The sequence below is a fragment of the Geobacillus sp. Manikaran-105 genome (genome assembly GCF_002809955.1).
Lineage (GTDB): Bacteria > Bacillota > Bacilli > Bacillales > Anoxybacillaceae > Geobacillus > Geobacillus thermophilus.
The window spans coordinates 1-16,099 of the sequence record NZ_PIJG01000058.1; the positions used below are offsets into that span (position 1 = coordinate 1).

The 16,099-nt window shown below is 52.1% G+C and carries 19 protein-coding genes and 2 pseudogenes; 6 read left to right on the forward strand and 15 right to left on the reverse strand.

Going from position 1 to position 16,099, the window contains the following annotated elements; all coding sequences use genetic code 11:
• Positions 1-690: 690 nt before the first annotated feature.
• The gene (locus CV945_RS14520; protein WP_100660039.1) at positions 691-1,572 is read right to left on the reverse strand and encodes a nucleotidyltransferase-like protein; all 882 of its coding nucleotides are present in this window, start codon (positions 1,570-1,572) and stop codon (positions 691-693) included.
• A gap of 43 nt (positions 1,573-1,615) precedes the next feature.
• On the opposite strand from CV945_RS14520, the gene CV945_RS17125 reads away from it, so the two are divergent.
• Positions 1,616-1,948, forward strand: a complete 333-nt coding sequence (locus tag CV945_RS17125) for a hypothetical protein (protein ID WP_150826290.1) — start codon at positions 1,616-1,618, stop codon at positions 1,946-1,948.
• A 23-nt stretch (positions 1,949-1,971) separates the two neighbouring features.
• Positions 1,972-2,325, forward strand: a complete 354-nt coding sequence (locus CV945_RS14525; RefSeq protein ID WP_033009153.1) for a YgzB family protein — start codon at positions 1,972-1,974, stop codon at positions 2,323-2,325.
• Positions 2,326-2,351: 26 nt separating this feature from the next.
• On the opposite strand, the gene perR is transcribed toward CV945_RS14525, so the two are convergent.
• The 7 genes from perR to CV945_RS14560 all read right to left on the reverse strand — a co-directional run bounded on the left by perR (position 2,352) and on the right by CV945_RS14560 (position 7,818).
• Positions 2,352-2,804: a peroxide-responsive transcriptional repressor PerR gene (gene perR / locus CV945_RS14530; protein ID WP_033009152.1), complete on the reverse strand. Its 453-nt coding sequence runs from the start codon at positions 2,802-2,804 to the stop codon at positions 2,352-2,354.
• A 225-nt stretch (positions 2,805-3,029) separates the two neighbouring features.
• Complete coding sequence (gene bcp, locus CV945_RS14535; protein WP_033009906.1) at positions 3,030-3,506, reverse strand: thioredoxin-dependent thiol peroxidase; 477 nt, start codon at positions 3,504-3,506, stop codon at positions 3,030-3,032.
• 65 nt (positions 3,507-3,571) lie between these two features.
• Positions 3,572-3,976, reverse strand: coding sequence for a potassium channel family protein (locus tag CV945_RS14540; protein WP_033009905.1), 405 nt, complete (start codon positions 3,974-3,976; stop codon positions 3,572-3,574).
• 164 nt (positions 3,977-4,140) lie between these two features.
• Positions 4,141-5,094, reverse strand: a complete 954-nt coding sequence (locus CV945_RS14545) for an L-lactate dehydrogenase (RefSeq protein ID WP_100660040.1) — start codon at positions 5,092-5,094, stop codon at positions 4,141-4,143.
• Between the two features lie 146 nt (positions 5,095-5,240).
• Positions 5,241-6,026: an ABC transporter permease gene (locus CV945_RS14550; RefSeq protein ID WP_050368237.1), complete on the reverse strand. Its 786-nt coding sequence runs from the start codon at positions 6,024-6,026 to the stop codon at positions 5,241-5,243.
• Positions 6,027-6,029: 3 nt separating this feature from the next.
• Entirely contained in the window at positions 6,030-6,821 is a 792-nt protein-coding gene (locus CV945_RS14555) for an ABC transporter permease (protein ID WP_094239593.1), read from the reverse strand.
• Positions 6,814-7,818, reverse strand: coding sequence for an ABC transporter ATP-binding protein (locus CV945_RS14560; RefSeq protein ID WP_047817807.1), 1,005 nt, complete (start codon positions 7,816-7,818; stop codon positions 6,814-6,816). The genes CV945_RS14555 and CV945_RS14560 overlap by 8 nt, the downstream gene beginning before the upstream one ends.
• A 174-nt stretch (positions 7,819-7,992) precedes the next feature.
• Here CV945_RS14560 and CV945_RS14565 point away from each other — a divergent pair, with 174 nt between their 5' ends.
• The 3 genes from CV945_RS14565 (at position 7,993) to CV945_RS14575 (ending at position 11,777) form a co-directional block, all read left to right on the forward strand.
• Entirely contained in the window at positions 7,993-9,279 is a 1,287-nt protein-coding gene (locus CV945_RS14565; protein WP_100660041.1) for a glutamate-1-semialdehyde 2,1-aminomutase, read from the forward strand.
• Positions 9,280-9,531: 252 nt separating this feature from the next.
• Positions 9,532-10,581: a glutamate synthase gene (locus tag CV945_RS14570; RefSeq protein WP_100660042.1), complete on the forward strand. Its 1,050-nt coding sequence runs from the start codon at positions 9,532-9,534 to the stop codon at positions 10,579-10,581.
• A gap of 116 nt (positions 10,582-10,697) precedes the next feature.
• A complete protein-coding gene (locus CV945_RS14575; protein WP_047817806.1) occupies positions 10,698-11,777 on the forward strand; it encodes an FUSC family protein in 1,080 nt (359 codons plus the stop codon).
• Positions 11,778-11,790: 13 nt separating this feature from the next.
• On the opposite strand, the pseudogene CV945_RS14580 reads toward CV945_RS14575, so the two are convergent.
• The 5 genes and pseudogenes from CV945_RS14580 to fabL all read right to left on the reverse strand — a co-directional run.
• A pseudogene (locus tag CV945_RS14580) lies at positions 11,791-11,937 on the reverse strand (ABC transporter permease); the annotation flags it as partial.
• Between the two features lie 155 nt (positions 11,938-12,092).
• Positions 12,093-12,626: a nucleoside tri-diphosphate phosphatase gene (ntdP, locus tag CV945_RS14585; protein WP_044743088.1), complete on the reverse strand. Its 534-nt coding sequence runs from the start codon at positions 12,624-12,626 to the stop codon at positions 12,093-12,095.
• A 118-nt stretch (positions 12,627-12,744) separates the two neighbouring features.
• Positions 12,745-12,948 (reverse strand): YgaB family protein, encoded by a 204-nt coding sequence (locus CV945_RS14590; RefSeq protein WP_232722201.1) that lies wholly within the window; start codon positions 12,946-12,948, stop codon positions 12,745-12,747.
• 229 nt (positions 12,949-13,177) lie between these two features.
• The gene (locus CV945_RS14595) at positions 13,178-13,369 is read right to left on the reverse strand and encodes a gamma-type small acid-soluble spore protein (RefSeq protein ID WP_033009893.1); all 192 of its coding nucleotides are present in this window, start codon (positions 13,367-13,369) and stop codon (positions 13,178-13,180) included.
• A 58-nt stretch (positions 13,370-13,427) separates the two neighbouring features.
• Complete coding sequence (gene fabL, locus CV945_RS14600) at positions 13,428-14,177, reverse strand: enoyl-[acyl-carrier-protein] reductase FabL (protein ID WP_100660043.1); 750 nt, start codon at positions 14,175-14,177, stop codon at positions 13,428-13,430.
• 59 nt (positions 14,178-14,236) lie between these two features.
• Between fabL and CV945_RS14605 the strand changes: the two genes are divergently transcribed.
• Positions 14,237-14,461, forward strand: a complete 225-nt coding sequence (locus CV945_RS14605; protein WP_033009890.1) for a hypothetical protein — start codon at positions 14,237-14,239, stop codon at positions 14,459-14,461.
• Here CV945_RS14605 and mutY read toward each other — a convergent pair.
• On the reverse strand, positions 14,458-15,558 hold the full coding sequence (gene mutY / locus CV945_RS14610; RefSeq protein ID WP_100660044.1) for an A/G-specific adenine glycosylase: 1,101 nt from the start codon (positions 15,556-15,558) through the stop codon (positions 14,458-14,460). The genes CV945_RS14605 and mutY overlap by 4 nt on opposite strands.
• 146 nt (positions 15,559-15,704) lie before the next feature.
• Positions 15,705-16,004, reverse strand: a pseudogene (locus tag CV945_RS14615) (MFS transporter); the annotation flags it as partial.
• Between the last annotated feature and the right edge of the window lie 95 nt (positions 16,005-16,099).

The window sequence follows — 16,099 nt, forward strand, 5'->3', positions numbered from 1 at the left end:
CAGGATCAAACTCTCCAAAGAAAGTTGATTGGCTTTTGCTTCGGCCCATGCGGACCTCCGCTTTTCGTCGCGCTTCGTTTCGTTCAGTTTTCAAGGAACGATTTTTGTTTTTGTCGCTCTCTTGAAGCGACTTTTACATGATAGCATTTTTATTATTTACTGTCAACATTTTTTTATTCCTTTTGCACCGCATTTTTTCGTTGCGGCAGCGATTTAAAATATATCATCGTTCCTCATACAAGTCAATAGCTTTTTTCACTGAAGCTCCGAAAGAAGTCTCCTGCTTCAAAACGAAGCGAAAGTGGGAAATGAATTTCGGCGCCATCCAAAACACATGACAAACAAGGATTGTATTCTTCGTGAACGGGACATATGGTTTCATGGAGGAAATCGAATGTCAAAGCCGAACGAAGCCTTCCATGCGTAAAATCCCCAAGAGTCTTCGGATGCCCAGCATTGGGACGAACGAAGCTGCACTCGGGAAGATGGCTGCTTTCGCTGTGAACCTGAGGATCTCCCTGCTTCAAACTGTGCTGAGCGGAGGCAGTTCCCTAGCACTCTCGACCCCCTCTTTCCTCCGCCCTCTTCTGCACTGTTCGCGTTTTGGCAAGGAAACGCCCCTCCCTAGACATCTTTTCACCTTCATGCCTGCCTCAGAGCCCCGGTTTTAACAAGGAATAGGCAGGGAAGTCACTGCACTTTTCCTCCTTGCACGATGTAATAGCGCTCTGTTATCCCGCTTCCTCTTGTCGGTCCTTTTACTGCGGCCAATACTTTTCTTTCGACCAAATACTCAACCATGATTGCGAGATCGACTGAATAAGGGGCAAGTTGTGGATGACAAGCCATTTCAGCGATGCTCCATGCGCCTTCTTTTTCCTTTAGCACTTCACACAGATGGATCGAGCCTGCTGCAACGGAAGAATGAATGAGGAATTCGCTCGCCAACAACAGAAGTTCAAGGCGTTTCGGCAACGGCTCCTCGCTGCCGACCAATTCCTCATACAACTTATAAATTTGTCCATTCATCTTCTTCACCTGGCTCCATACCGTCACTTCCGGATAAAGTCCATACTCGATCACCGTCAGCCGTGCTAAATGGTGCAACGCCTGCACCATATGGTTGTACGAGTCAAGCCAATGCCGGGCCATAAACAGCTCCTTGCCATCGATATAACGTCGGATCAGTTTGGCAAACTCAATCCCCATTTTCCGCTGCCGCTCCCGAGGCGGAAATTGCTCAAGGCGCTGGCGGAGCTGCCAAATATAATCGTTGCAGTCAAATATGACTTTTCCATTAAACACCCAGTCGATGGCCTTTCGGGGAGCTCCGAGAACAAGCCATTCATTTAGCTTCTGTTCATTCACCACATAAAGCGCCGCCTTTTCAGCGCCAAACGAATAATGTTTTAGACATACCGGTTCGCTCTGCGAGTCGACAATGACTAGCAGCACGGCATCAAACGTATCAGTCACCGCTGTATGACAAACCGCTTTTTCAATCATTAAAATGCCGTGCGTATCACTTCTGTTTGTCCACTCTTGACATATTGGGCGCAAAAACTGTTCCATAGGCTGTTTCCGTTGCAGCTAGGAAAAATGCGGCGATTCGCCTTTGACCGCCAGGCGGGCAGGGAAGTTCTTTTCCCTTTTTGTTCACGCCGCTTCCTATCCGCAACGGATCCCCCCTTCCCACGTCTTCCAAGGTTCGACCACCTTGTTATGCGAAAATGGAGCATTGCACACGAAAGTCTTTGTTTTGGCGGTCACCGTCCGTTCTCTCCTCTGTGACCGCCCCGCCGCTGCCTTGCCTGATAAAGGCAGGAGCTTGTTGCTGTCGTTCATTATTCGACAAAAAATGAAAAATTCCTTTCTCTTCTCTAAGAAAAAACAAAAGTCTGATTTTGCCCGTTTCTCCTTCCCGATTGGTGCTTGTTTTATGGTATAGTGGTGTATGTAGGAGGGACGACCATGAGCATCAAATATTCGAGCAAAATCAACAAAATTCGTACGTTCGCTTTGAGCTTGATTTTCGTCGGTGTCATTGTCATGTATCTCGGGCTCTTTTTCCGCACGTCCCCGCTTGTCATGACGCTATTTATGGTGTTAGGTCTTCTGTTTCTCGTCGCGAGCGGCATCGTATATTTTTGGATCGGCACCCTGTCTACACGAGCCGTCCAAGTCGTTTGTCCGTCGTGCGGCAAAGTGACGAAAATGCTCGGGCGCGTCGATTTATGCATGTTTTGCCGCGAGCCGCTGACGCTTGACCGCGAACTTGAGGGGAAAGAGTTTGACGAGAAGTACAACAGAAAAAGAAAAAGCTGATAGCTGCTTTTGCACTATCAGCTTTTTTAATGCGCCCGCACGCTGCTTTTTTGACAGTCCGGGCATATCCCATATACTTCCATCCGGTGATGGTCCACCTTAAACCCGGTTACGTGGGCGGCGAGCTGCTCCACCTCATCGAGCGCTGGGTAATGGAAGTCAACGATTTTGCCACACTCCTCGCATATAACGTGATAATGGTTGGAAGTGACAAAATCAAACCGGCTTGATGAATCGCCATATGTCAGCTCTTTGACAAGCCCGATTTCTTTGAAGACGCGCAAGTTATTGTAGACGGTCGCTACGCTCATATTCGGAAATTTCCCTTCCAGCGCTTTGTATATTTCATCCGCTGTCGGATGGGACATCGAGGTGATCAAATACTCTAATATCGCATGACGCTGCGGCGTGATGCGTATGCCCGTCTTTTTCAACATGTCAAGCGCTTCCTTCAGCTGCTCGTTGGCAGACACCGTCATGCACCTCACTCTCTGTATAAGATGAAAAAAATTATCATTTTATAATATTTATAATTAGTCTACAAGGAGTATATGCCTTTTGTCAATATAGATACCATTAATATATGGGCTCAGCCATCTTTTTAACAAAAAAAGGGGGTGGGAATCACTTCCACCCGCCGCATTTCCTTCATTTGAGGAGGTTACTATGCATTGTACGCAAAAACGTTGTGATTGATTGGACACTCACCTAGACGATGCCAATCGGGCGACTTCCGCGAGCGCCTCATCGACGTGCCCCTTCACTTTCACCCCACGCCATTCTTGAACCAACGTCCCATCGGGGGCGATAATGAACGTGGAGCGTTCGATCCCCATATACTCTTTGCCGAAGTTTTTCTTTTTCTTCCACACTCCGTACATTTCTGCCACTTCATGTCGCTCGTCGGAAAGAAGCAAAAACGGCAGTTTGTACTTTTCGATAAACGTTTCATGCCGTGCAACCGGATCCGGGCTCACCCCTAAAATGACAGCGTTCAGTCCGGCGAATTGCTCGTGACGGTCGCGAAAATCGCACGCTTCTGTCGTGCATCCAGGCGTCATATCCTTTGGATAAAAATAAAGGACGACATACTGGCCGCGGAAGTCTGAGAGCGAAACCATTTTCCCGTTGCTTGCCGGCAAGGTGAAATCTGGAGCTGGCTGGCCAATGGCGATCGTCATAGCGTTCCCTCCGTCTCCTTAATGTCTTCTTTTAGCGTAACGAAGACAGAGGAAAATTGCAACTGTCAACGGCGATCCCAGTCAAATACCGTGCGCGTGACGATGACAGCAGGCATAATGTAGCCAAGCAGCGCCTCGGCGATGGCGATCCACCGCCCGATGCCGACCGGGGTGACGTCTCCGTATCCGACCGACAGGAGGGTCATGCCGCTTAAATATAGACTGTCTTCCAGCATAGACAGGCGGTTTCCTGCTGCACTGCTTGGTGACGGAGTAAATACATGATGGCCGTTGGCTTGCAAAATCATATAAATCATCGCAAACCCTAGCAGCATCGTCACATACCATTGAACGAGCACCCATAAACTGTCAAGGGAGAGGCGGTGCGTTGCTTGTACGCGCGCTGTCCAAAGCGAGGTGATGCTGCCGAGCAGCACGGCGGTCACCACTCCGAGGAATGCGTAATCCATTCGCTTCCCTCCACAAATTGTCCGTAGTTCATATATACACCGTGAAACGGACAATTATGCGGGAATAAGCCGCCTTCCCAATCGGAACAGCGTGTCGCCCCCAGAGCCATACATCCCCCTGTTTGGACGAGAAAGACTGTTGGCACAACTTTTCGTTTGTTGCCTCATCGCGTAAAAAAACGGGCTAGCACGCTTTTTAATGTGGCTGCGCTATGATGGAATCGATTTTTTTCGTCATCATTCAATTCAATTTCGATCACCTCGCGGATGCCATTGCGGTTAATGACAGCCGGCACGCCGATGTAGACGTCGCGCTCCCCATATGGGCCATCGAGGTAGGCCGATACGGTCAAAATAGCGTTTTCGTTATGCAAAATGGCGCGCGTCACGCGGGCAAGCCCCATCGCAATCCCGTAGTACGTCGCTCCTTTTTTCTCAATAATTTGGTAGGCGGCGTCGCGGACATCTGTGAAGATGCGCTCCAACTCTTCCTTCGCTTGTTCTCCTTTCGCTTCAACAAGCTTACGGATCGGCACACCACCGATATCAGCCTGGCTCCAGACCGGGAGTTCAGTGTCGCCGTGTTCCCCAATAATATAGGCATGAACATTTTGCGGAGCGACAGAGAAATACTCGCCCAACAAAAAGCGGAACCGCGCCGTATCTAAAATCGTCCCCGAACCGATCACCCGCTCATGCGGCAGGCCGCTGAATTTCCACGTCGCGTACGTTAAAATGTCGACCGGATTGGTGGCGACGAGAAACAGTCCTTGAAATCCAGATGCCATGACCGACTCAACGATCGAGCGGAAAATGGCAATGTTTTTGTCCACAAGATCAAGCCGCGTCTCGCCCGGTTTTTGGTTGGCGCCGGCGCAAATGACAATCAAATCGGCATCGCGGCAATCATCGTAATCGCCGTGCCAAATGTCAGCCGGCTTCGGCGCAAATACTTTCCCATGGTTGAAGTCCATCGCATCGCCTATGGCCTTGCTTTCATTCGCATCGATGAGCACGATCTCATCGGCAATCCCTTGATTCATTAAGGCAAACGCATAACTGGCGCCGACAAACCCGGTGCCGATGACCACTACTCGGGTTCCACCGTTGTTTTTCATTGCATTCATCCCCCTCAATACAATGTGAACACTTTCACAAAATATTTTACGCGAAAGGCGCACCGCGATGCATGCGCGATTGTGGCGATTGTTTGACTATTGTTTGTCCATTTCATGACAGACGCCGCGGCAAACAACGGGAGCACTCAGCTCCCCGTCCCGCGGTACCTCCTGACCCCGGCGTTCCAGAGCATCACGGCGATGATGAAAAACAACACGCCGACAACCGGGGTCAAAAACGCATAACCATACCATTCCTGCTTATGGAGAAAATACGAAGCTGGATAAACGCCGACAAAGGCAAACGGCAGCACCCACGTTAACATATAGCGGATAACGCGGTGATAAATATCGACCGGATAGCGGCCGTAGCTGCTGATGTTGTACATCATCGGCATGATGGATGTGCGGGCATCGGCAAAAAAACTGATCGTCGCCAGTGAAATGAAAATGCCGGCGTAAATCAATGCACCGCCAATCACAAGCAAAATAAACACGAAGACATCATACCAATGAAATGAAAGAGACAAGCGGCTGCCGGCATACAGCATAATGATCAGCCCGGGCACAGCGCCAAGCAACGATTCGAGCTCCATCCGCTCCAAAATGATCTGGAACAGGCTGTGAACCGGGCGCGTCAACACGCGATCCATTTCTCCCTGAACAATGTAGCGCTCGTTGAAATCCCATAGATTAAAAAAGGCGCCAAATACGGCGTACGGCACAAGGAAAAAGCCGTAAATAAACAACATCTCATCGCGCGACCAACCGTGAAGCAGCGTCGTATGGCCAAACACGACGAGCAAGAACACCAAGTTGACCGCCTGCGCCATGAAGTCGGACAACCATTCAATCAGCAAATCCGCGCGGTATTGCCATTTTGTCTTCATGTACTGGGCCATATATTGAAAAAAAACCGATACGTAAAACAAAGTCTACCCCCCTTGCACAACGAGCCGTTTTTTCGCCACCCACCATAACAGCACAATCGGAAACCATAACAGCACGCACCATGCCGCCTGCAGAAGCAGGCCATCACGGACAGCAGCTCCTTGAAAACTTTCTGTGATGATCATGCTTGGAATGTAGCTGATGGCTTGAAACGGCATATACGCCATGAGCTGTTGCGCCCAATCCGGGTAAAACGACAACGGCAAAATCAGACCGGAAAATAGATCAATAATAAACCGTTTCGCCCTCAGCAGCCCTTCATTTCGGAACGTAAAAAATGTCACGACTCCCGCAAGCAAGTTCAGCTCCGAAAAGATGATAAAGCTGAATAGAAGCGACAAGCCAAAAGACAGCCATGTTTTGGCGTGTTCCGGAAACTCGAGCGGCAAAAAGAGCGAGACAACCAGCAACCCCGGCAACGATAGGAAGAACAAGCGGAACAGCCCTTCGCCAAGCCCTTGCACCGCTTTCATCCCTAAATAGCTGTACGGACGGATGAGTTCCGTCGCTATTTTTCCATCGCGGATTTCCATCGCGATTTCGCGGTCAAGGTTGTTAAAATAAAACGCCCGCGCCAGCCAGGAAATGGCGACATACGTCGTCATTTGCCCAAGCGACATCCCTTGCATCGATGATTTGCCGCCATAAATAGCCGACCAAAGGAAGTAATACGCTGAGATGTTAATGGCGTAAATCAAAATGCCAGTATAATAGTTTGTCCGGTAGGCAAGCATCATTAAAAAGCGGATGCGGATCATTTCGACATACTTACCCATTAGCCGCACCTTCTTGATAAATATTGCGGATGATCTCCTCCGTCGGCACTTCATGAATGTGGATGTCTTGCAGTGGATAGCGGGCGGCGACGCGGCTGACGACTTCCGGCACGCCTCCTGATGGAACGTGCGCCACCCAAACGTTCGGCTGTTCACCTTGTTTCCAATTAACATCCAATCCAGTTGTCAGCTCCTGCAAGGCAACGAGGGTGGCTTCTTCAACAAATGTAAACGAAATCCGTTTTCCTTGGCCCCATTTTTCTTTCAACTGCCCGAGCGAACCGTCATAAATGATTTTCCCTTCATCAAGCATAATCACCCGCTCGCAAAGCGCTTCAATGTCTGACATATCGTGCGTCGTCAGCAGGATCGTCGTGCCATACCGTTCATTCAATTGCTTTAAAAACTGGCGGATGTTCAGTTTCACCAGCACATCCAAACCGATGGTCGGCTCGTCCAAAAACAACAGCGGCGGGTTGTGAATGAGGGCGGCGGCGAGCTCGCAGCGCATCCGCTGGCCAAGCGACAGCTTGCGCACCGGCTTGTCAAGGAGCGGACCGATGTCTAGCATCTCGATGACTTCGCCCATATGACGGCGATATTGCTCATCGGGGACGCGGTATACTTTTTTTAACAGACGAAACGATTCTTGCACGGCGATGTCCCACCATAATTGCGAGCGCTGGCCGAAGACGACGCCGATCGTCCGCACAAATTTCTCCCGCTCTTTATGCGGATTCATCCCGTTGACGACAATGCGCCCGGATGTCGGCGTTAAAATGCCGGTCAACATTTTGATCGTCGTTGACTTGCCGGCGCCGTTTTCGCCAATATAGCCGACGATCTCTCCTTGCCTGACCGCAAACGAAATGCCGTCCACCGCACGGATGGTCGCATAACGGCGCGTCCATAAATCGCGAAACGCTCCGACGAGGCCAGAGCGGCTTTTGTGCACTTTAAATTCTTTGCGCAATTGTTCTACTTCGATGGCGTTCATCGTTCTCCTCCTGCCTCTTCATCACATCAACATCAAAAAGGACGTCATCCGCCCTTCTCCTATGTTGCAATTATACATAAATCGTTGCTATTTTCACCTTTTTTGTTTTTCCAGACAAGTGTGCGTGCTATGGTAAAATAAAGAGGCAGTCATCGGGAACAGGAGGATGAAGCGATGCAATGGACAAAATCGGAGCAATTGTATGAAGAAGCGCTCCAGCACATCGTTGGCGGGGTGAACAGCCCGTCCCGCTCATACAAAGCGGTCGGCGGCGGTGCCCCAGTCGTGATGGAGCGGGCGCAAGGGGCGTATTTTTGGGATGTGGATGGAAACAAGTACATCGACTACTTGGCCGCCTACGGACCGATCATCGCCGGGCACGCCCATCCGCACATCGCGGAAGCCATCCGAAGCGCCGCCGAGACCGGTGTGTTGTACGGCACGCCGACGCCGCATGAGATTACATTTGCGAAGATGTTGAAAGAGGCGATTCCGTCGCTTGAGAAAGTCCGCTTTGTCAACTCGGGGACGGAAGCGGTGATGACGACAATCCGCGTCGCCCGCGCCTACACCGGACGAAGCAAAATCGTCAAATTCGAAGGCTGCTACCACGGCCATTCGGACCTTGTACTTGTCGCCGCCGGCTCGGGGCCATCGACGTTGGGGACGCCGGATTCAGCCGGCGTGCCGCAAAGCATCGCCCAAGAAGTCATTACCGTGCCATACAACGATGTCGACTCATTCCGTGAAGCGATGAATGTTTGGGGCGAACAAGTCGCCGCCGTATTGGTTGAGCCGATCGTCGGCAACTTCGGCATCGTCCTACCAAAACCGGGCTTTTTAGAAGCGATCAATGAGATTGCTCACAAGGAAGGGGCGCTCGTCATTTACGACGAAGTGATCACCGCCTTCCGCTTTATGTACGGCGGAGCGCAAAACTTGCTTGGTGTGGAGCCCGACTTGACGGCGATGGGGAAAATTATTGGCGGCGGTCTGCCGATTGGGGCGTACGGCGGACGCCAGAACATTATGGAACAAGTCGCTCCGCTCGGACCGGCGTACCAGGCGGGAACGATGGCCGGCAACCCGGCATCGATGCTTGCGGGCATCGCCTGCCTTGAGGTGTTGAAACAAGAGGGCGTCTATGAGCATCTCGACCGATTGGGAGCCATGCTGGAAGAGGGCATCCTTGCCCATGCTCGCCAATGCGGCCTGCCAGTGACCGTCAACCGCTTAAAAGGCGCGCTCACCGTCTTCTTCACGGACGAAAAGGTGGAAAACTACAAGCAAGCCCAGCGCAGCGACGGCGAGTTGTTTGCGAAATTTTTCAAGCTCATGCTCAAACAAGGGATCAATCTCGCGCCATCGAAATATGAAGCATGGTTTATCACCCTCGCCCATACAGAAGACGACATCGCCTATACGATCGAGGCGGTCGGCAAGGCGTTTCGGCAGCTATAAGCGCTTGCGCCTCCGTCCCCCTCGTCAAACAGCGCCCGCGTCAGGCAGGCGCTGTTTTGTTTTCACTGCATTTGTTGACAATTTTGTGAACAAAGCAGGAGAACAGGAAAGGGTCATTGATTTCCACCTGCCTGCATGATATGATAAACATCAAATTCTGAAAATTAAGACTCGTATTTTTCATCCAGCAAGCAGTGGAGGAGGTGACCGGCGCCGAGGGGAGAGCGCCCTCCCGACCGCGCCTAAGTATACATGGAGCAACGTACATATCGTTCGGCAAACGAAGCGAACCAACGCGGCGCCATACTGTTGGCAGCAGTGGAAAAGCGGAACATCCCGACCAACGAACATGTCCAAACTGTCCTTCAGGCGCTTGCCCAATGGGGCGCAAAAGGAAACGCTGCGATTCAGCTGGACATCCCGCGCAAACTATGGATGGAAAAACTCGCGAATGCTGGACAAAATCCGGAAATTGCAACAAACAGCTATTTCACCGTCGGCCATATACACGTTGCGCCTTCCGCTGACGCTGAGCGGGTTCGGGCGCACCTTCGTCAATTGTGCAAACAGTTTGGCTTCATTCTTCTGTTCGAAACCATCCGGCCATCCGCAGATGAAAGCGCCTTGTTTTGGCAAATCGCCATGCTGCCAGGCGATGTATTTTCGTTATCAGACCGCTTGTTTCGACTGACGGCCGCTATGGAACGCGAGCCGCACGTCCGCGTTGCTTCGCTCGGCCACACTCATGTGATCTATCAAGCATATACACTGGCTGATTTGTTGCGCGAACCGGATATATCCCATCCGTTTTTCGCCTCAGCCGCTTCGTTCGCCTATGCCAATGGGGCGGAGTCTTTCTTTTGCCATCAGCGGCTCGGTTCAGCCGGCATGCTTGTCCATTGCGGGGAAATGTCTGTTGGCGCTGTGGAAACGCTCATTTACGACCACGGTTACAGCCTGCTCGAGGCAGCCGGAGCTGCCTTTTGGCCCGACACGGCCAAACGACACAGCTTGCCGTCTATCGGACAGCTGCCGGCATGTTTGGCCGCCAGCTTCGAACAAGAAGCCGTATGGGTCGCCGGAACAGCCGGAGCGCTTTGGAAAACGGATGATTCCTCCCGTGTATTCATCGCCTCTCGTCCGCAGGGCGGCCATGCTGAACCGCTCGCTCCCGGCCAGCCGCTGGCGCTCATCCGTTCCACAACGGGGCGAACCCAATGGCTGAATGGCGACCATTTCCTCCAAGAGATGGCAATCCGCCTCTCCAATCGGCGCGATGCACATGCTCCGATCGCCTTTTGATCCTTCACGCCCTGCTGATTTCGGCAGGGCGTTATATTTTTTTCCTTGCACTCATATCTAAAAGTGTGTATAGTACTGAATGGTCTACGAAAATGGAAAAGGAGAGGTTTCCATAGATGAAGCTCGGTGCCCGCATTTTCAAAACGGGGATCGCGGTGGCGCTCGCCTTGTTTTTGGCGGCGCTCTTTCACTTTCCGTCACCGGTGTTCGCCGGCATTTCCGCTGTATTTGCCATGCAGCCAACCATTTATCGCTCATATTTGTCACTCATCGAACAAGTGCAGGCGAACGTGATCGGCGCCTTGTTCGCGATTGCGGCGGTTCTTATCCTCGGCCGCGACCCGCTGGTCGTCGGCTTGACGCTCATGGTTGTGATCGCTCTTTGCCTAAAAATGCGCCTTGAATCGTCGACAATTTCCGTGGCGCTTGTCACCGTCATTGCCATTATGGAATACACGGACCGCCAATTTATCGAATTTGCGGCCATCCGCTTTTTAACGATTATGTTCGGCATTTTCGCCGCCTTTCTTGTCAACTTGATTTTCTTGCCGCCAAAGTATGAAAAGAAATTGTACGAAAAAATTCGCGATGAGACGGAAGCGATTTTGAAATGGATTCGCCTTTGTCAACAGCAGGCGGCCGATCATCATCACTTAAAGGACGAGATCGAAACGTTGCACGAGGAAATGACGAAACTGGAGCACTTGTATTTAATGTATAAAGAAGAACGCACCTATTTTCGACGCCAACGCTTCCAAAAGTCGCGCAAGCTTGTGCTGTACCGGCAAATGATCGCCTCAGCCGACCGGGCGCTGTCCGTATTAAAATGGCTCCACCGCCTTGAGAATGAGTTGGGCCGCCTGTCCGACCCGTTTCGCCATGCCATCTGCCTGCACCTTGGCAGCCTGGTTGGGTATCACGAGCAAATGTTGCTGAAGTTTGTCCATCAAGCAAAGCCGCTTCCCCATCACATGTGGGCAGAAGGCATCGATCGCGAACGGGGGCAGCTCGCTTCCATGATTTACGCCGACGGGCAGCCACCTTCCGATTACCGCCTATTTTCGTTACTCGGCGCCATCATTGATTATGGAGACCGGCTTGAGCATTTAGACAAGTTAATTGATAGTTTTCACCATTACCATTACGATGACGAATTGGCCAAACAGCTCGAAAAGTCGGCAGGCGGCCGCTCCTAGCAGGCCGCCTCTCTCAATTTTTCATCCGCGGGTCAAGCGCGTCGCGCAGCCCGTCGCCCATTAAGTTAAAGCCAAGCACCGTCAGCATGATCGCCAATCCAGGGAAAATCATCGTCCACGGTGCTTGGGTCAAGAAGTCTTTGGCATCAGACAACATTTTCTTAATATTGTTGCTTACTACTGCAACTGCTGGATCGTCAACAAATGATAATAGCTTCCTCCCTTTTCCATCAGTTCCTCATGCGCGCCTCTTTCGACAAAAAAAGCAGAAAAAACCTGCCAGCGGTGCCGAACAGGCTTTTTTCACGCCGCTATTTATTTTTGGTAAGCTTGAAACATCGCGTACCATTTGTCGATAAACTCGGGCGCAAACGGCCCTTTTCGCTCTTGAATCCAGCCGACAAGCTTATGGACGTTGTTTTTTAAAATGCGGTCAATCACATCCGGATAGTGCATCTCGCGGCGGTGCCGTTCGTACTCATCCTCATCGAGCAGCATATACGTCATGTCCGGAAACACTTTAATGTCTAAATCGTAATCAATGTATTTGAGCGCTTCCTCATCCCAAACAAACGGTGAACTTAAATTGCAGTAATAATACACCCCGTCCTCACGAATCATGGCGATAATGTTAAACCAGTGCTTAGCATGAAAAAAACAAATCGCCGGCTCGCGCGTCACCCACGTCCGGCCGTCTGCTTCCATGACGAGCGTCTTGTCGTTGCCGCCGATCACATAGGATGGCGTTCCTTTTAACACGATCGTTTCGTTCCAAATGCGGTGAATCATCCCATTATGTTTGTAGCTATGGATTTGAATGATTTTCCCTTCCCGAGGATATGCTGGCATCATTCTTCCCCACTTTCCGACGGGAGCTTTTCTTCTGTATTATACCGTGTTCTTTTGGCAATGAAAAGAAAAGCGGGCCGCTTTGCCCAGGCCGGAACGGCCAAGCGGCGCGCTCCGTCTAGGCTCTGGACGCCATCTGTCCGAGAAATGCGCGGCGGATGTCTTCGACTTGCTGCTTCATTCGCCGCACTTCCTCGCGAAGCGCGGAGGTCGGCGCTTCGCGTTCGAGCTCGTCCAACTCGCGAGCAAGCTGGTCGCAACGCTCCATCTCATGCCGCAAAAACAGCGCTTCGTCCCCGGCATTCATCCACCCATGCCCCATCATTCTTCCTCCATTCTCCCTTCCCCTTTTGCCTCCTGGCTTTAACAAAACAGTTCGCTCCTTAAGCCGTTAATCCCTTTCGCTAATCTTGCAAAAGAGTGGCGGTTTTTGTCGCAAAAAAAGCAGGGGCGCGCTGCCCCTGCTTTTTCTTTTCTGAATTTGACCAGTCGCCTGCGCCCTCCCAACAGTCAGCGTGTTGTCATCGAATCGCAGGCGTGCGATCACCGCATTATCGGTTAACGTTTTGCGCTTTGCGAGCTTCCGCTTGCGCATTTTGTTGTTTTACATGTTGCACATTCGTCTCAGCCGCAAATTCCGTTGCGAATTGGCCTGCTTGAGCAGCTTGAGCCGATTGAGCATTTTGTTGTCTTACTTCTTGAATGTTCGTGCCAGCTGCTGTTTTGTTCGGTTGTTTGGCCATTGTTCTCACCTCCACGTGCTTTACTATGCCCCGGAGGTGACGGACTTATCCGTGGACACTACAAAAGCAAAGATCTTCCACCATCAACAATAATCGTCTGCCCGCGAATCATCTCGGCGGCATCGGATAATAAAAACAAAACGGCGTTGACGAGATCGTCCCGTTTGACTGGGCGCCCAGCTGGCGTGTTGGCCGCCGCATCGGCGAGCAGCTCGTCGCGGTTCGGAAAATGCTTCAACGCCTCCGTATCAACTGCTCCGCCGGAAACGGCGTTGACGGCGATGTTTTTCGGCGCCAGCTCGACAGCTAAGTAGCGGGTCAGCGCTTCCAGAGCGGCTTTCGAGACGCCGACCGCCGTATAGTTTTCCAAATAGCGGATCGACCCAAGCGAGCTGATGCTCACAATTTTCCCGCCGCCAACCCGCTCCATCCGTTTCGCCGCTTCTTGGGCGCAAAAGAGAAGCGCTTTGCTGTTGATGTTCATCGTCCAGTTCCAATGCGTTTCCTCAAGTTCCAGCGCCGGGCGCAGCACGCCGGAGGCAGCGTTGTTCACGAGCACGTCGACCCGTCCGAACGTTTCATCAATTTTGGCAAACATCGCCCGGATTTTCTCGACATCGCCGACGTTCGCTTTGACGACGAGCGCTTTTCTCCCGAGCGCTTCAATTTCACGAGCCGTTTCTTCAGCAGCGGTTTTGCTGCGGGCATAATTGACCACGATATCATATCCTTCTTGCGCCAGCCGCAGCGCAATGGCTTTGCCGATGCCGCGGCTGCTTCCTGTCACGACCGCTACTTTTCCACTCATGTTTTTCCGCCCCTTTACGTATAATATAGCCGAATTCCACCGCGAAGGAGGCGCAGCCTATGTACGTTGGCCGCGATATGACAGAATTGTCCATGATCCCGAAAACAGAATGGACAGACGACGAACTCGCTCATTTTCACCATTCATTCCAGCAAATCGCTCCGTATTTAAACGCCGAAGGGCAAACGATCTACCGCGAAATTATCGAAGAAATCGAAGCGCGCGGCGGCCTTGGGCGCCGTGAAGCGACGTATACAAACGGCACGATGGCAGTGCCTGACTAATGCAGGCGGCGCGCTTCGCCTGCCTGTTCTTTGTACTCACGCCAAATACGCTGGTGTGACACCGGAAACACATAAGACTCAAGCTCGTCGCCTGGCACGAGCCGGAGCGGCTCTTCCACCGGTCCGCCGTCAACTAGACGCCCGCGATACACCGTCAGCCGCCAAACTAGATGGGAAAACGCGTGATCAAACGAGGCAAACGGCTCGGCCAGCTCGATTTGCAAACCGTACCGCTCATGCAACATTTGTCCGAGCTTCTCTTTCCCTTCTTCCCCGCCTGTTTCACAGCCCGGGAATTCCCATAAATTCGCCAACAAGCCGGTGTTGCTGCGCTTGCGGATGAGAATGCGTCCTTCATCATCGGCCAGCACCGCCACCGCAAGCGGCACTTGTTTGACCGCTGTTTTTTTCGTTTTCACCGGCAGCTCTTCCGGCACCCCTTCGGCGAACGCTTGACAGTAGGCTTGCACGGGACAAAGAAGGCATGATGGGCGGCGCGGCGTGCAAACAAGAGCGCCAAGCTCAATCAGCGCCTCGTTAAACGCTCCCGGGTTTTCGTACGCCATAATCTCGCGGACGATTTGTTCAAACCGTTTTCGCGTCGATGGTTTCGCAATATCATCCGTCACGAAAAACAAGCGCGACAACACGCGCATGACATTGCCGTCCACCGCCGGTTCCGGCACGCCGTAGGCAAGGCTCAACACCGCCCCGACTGTGTACGGACCGACTCCTTTTAGCTTCGAAAACTGCTCCGGATCGTCCGGCACCTGCCCGCCGTACCGTTCCTTTACTTCCTTGACCGCCGCGTGCAAATGGCGGACGCGCGAGTAGTAGCCAAGCCCTTCCCACGCCTTCAGCACCTCGTCTTCTTCAGCCTCGGCGAGCGCCTCCAGCGTCGGAAACTGTTCCATAAACTTTTCAAAATACGGGATCACCGTCTCGACGCGCGTCTGCTGCAGCATCACTTCCGACACCCATACTTTGTATGGGTCTCGGTCTTTTCGCCATGGCAAGTCGCGGCGCTCCCGGGCGAACCAGTCAAGCAAATCGCGCTGAAACTCGCGCGCCGGAAACCGCTTAGTCCACGTTGTGATTTTCACTATTCTTCCCCCATGATGCCTATTGTCCATTCCATTATATCAAAAAGCCCTCGGCGTGGCTTGCCGCACGCCGAGGGGAAACGGAAGGAAATCGTTCTCAACTTTCCTTAGCCGCCGAAACATAGGCGATTTGTTCATGCTGGGCTCGCAATCGCCGCAGCAAACCCGAACCCCATAATCGCCAGCCCTGTAGCCAACCCGCGCCGGTCCGGGAACCATTTCACAAGCGTCGACACCGGCGCAATGTATCCGACGCCAAGCCCAATTCCTCCCAACACCCCGTAAAACAAATACAGCAAGTATTTCGAACCAAGCGCCACGGCCAAACCAGACCCCGTCACCCCGAGGCCAAAGAAGACGGCCGCCAATAGCCCGGATTTCCGCGGCCCGTGCTTTTCCACAAAATGGCCAAGGAACGCAGCCGACAAACCTAAAAATAACCCGTGGTGCTAGATAAACTTGAGCAAGCATAAAAATAGCCCTTGCTGGCGGATCTCCTGTAGAATGAAAGTGCGACCTGCCATTCGAAAGGAGA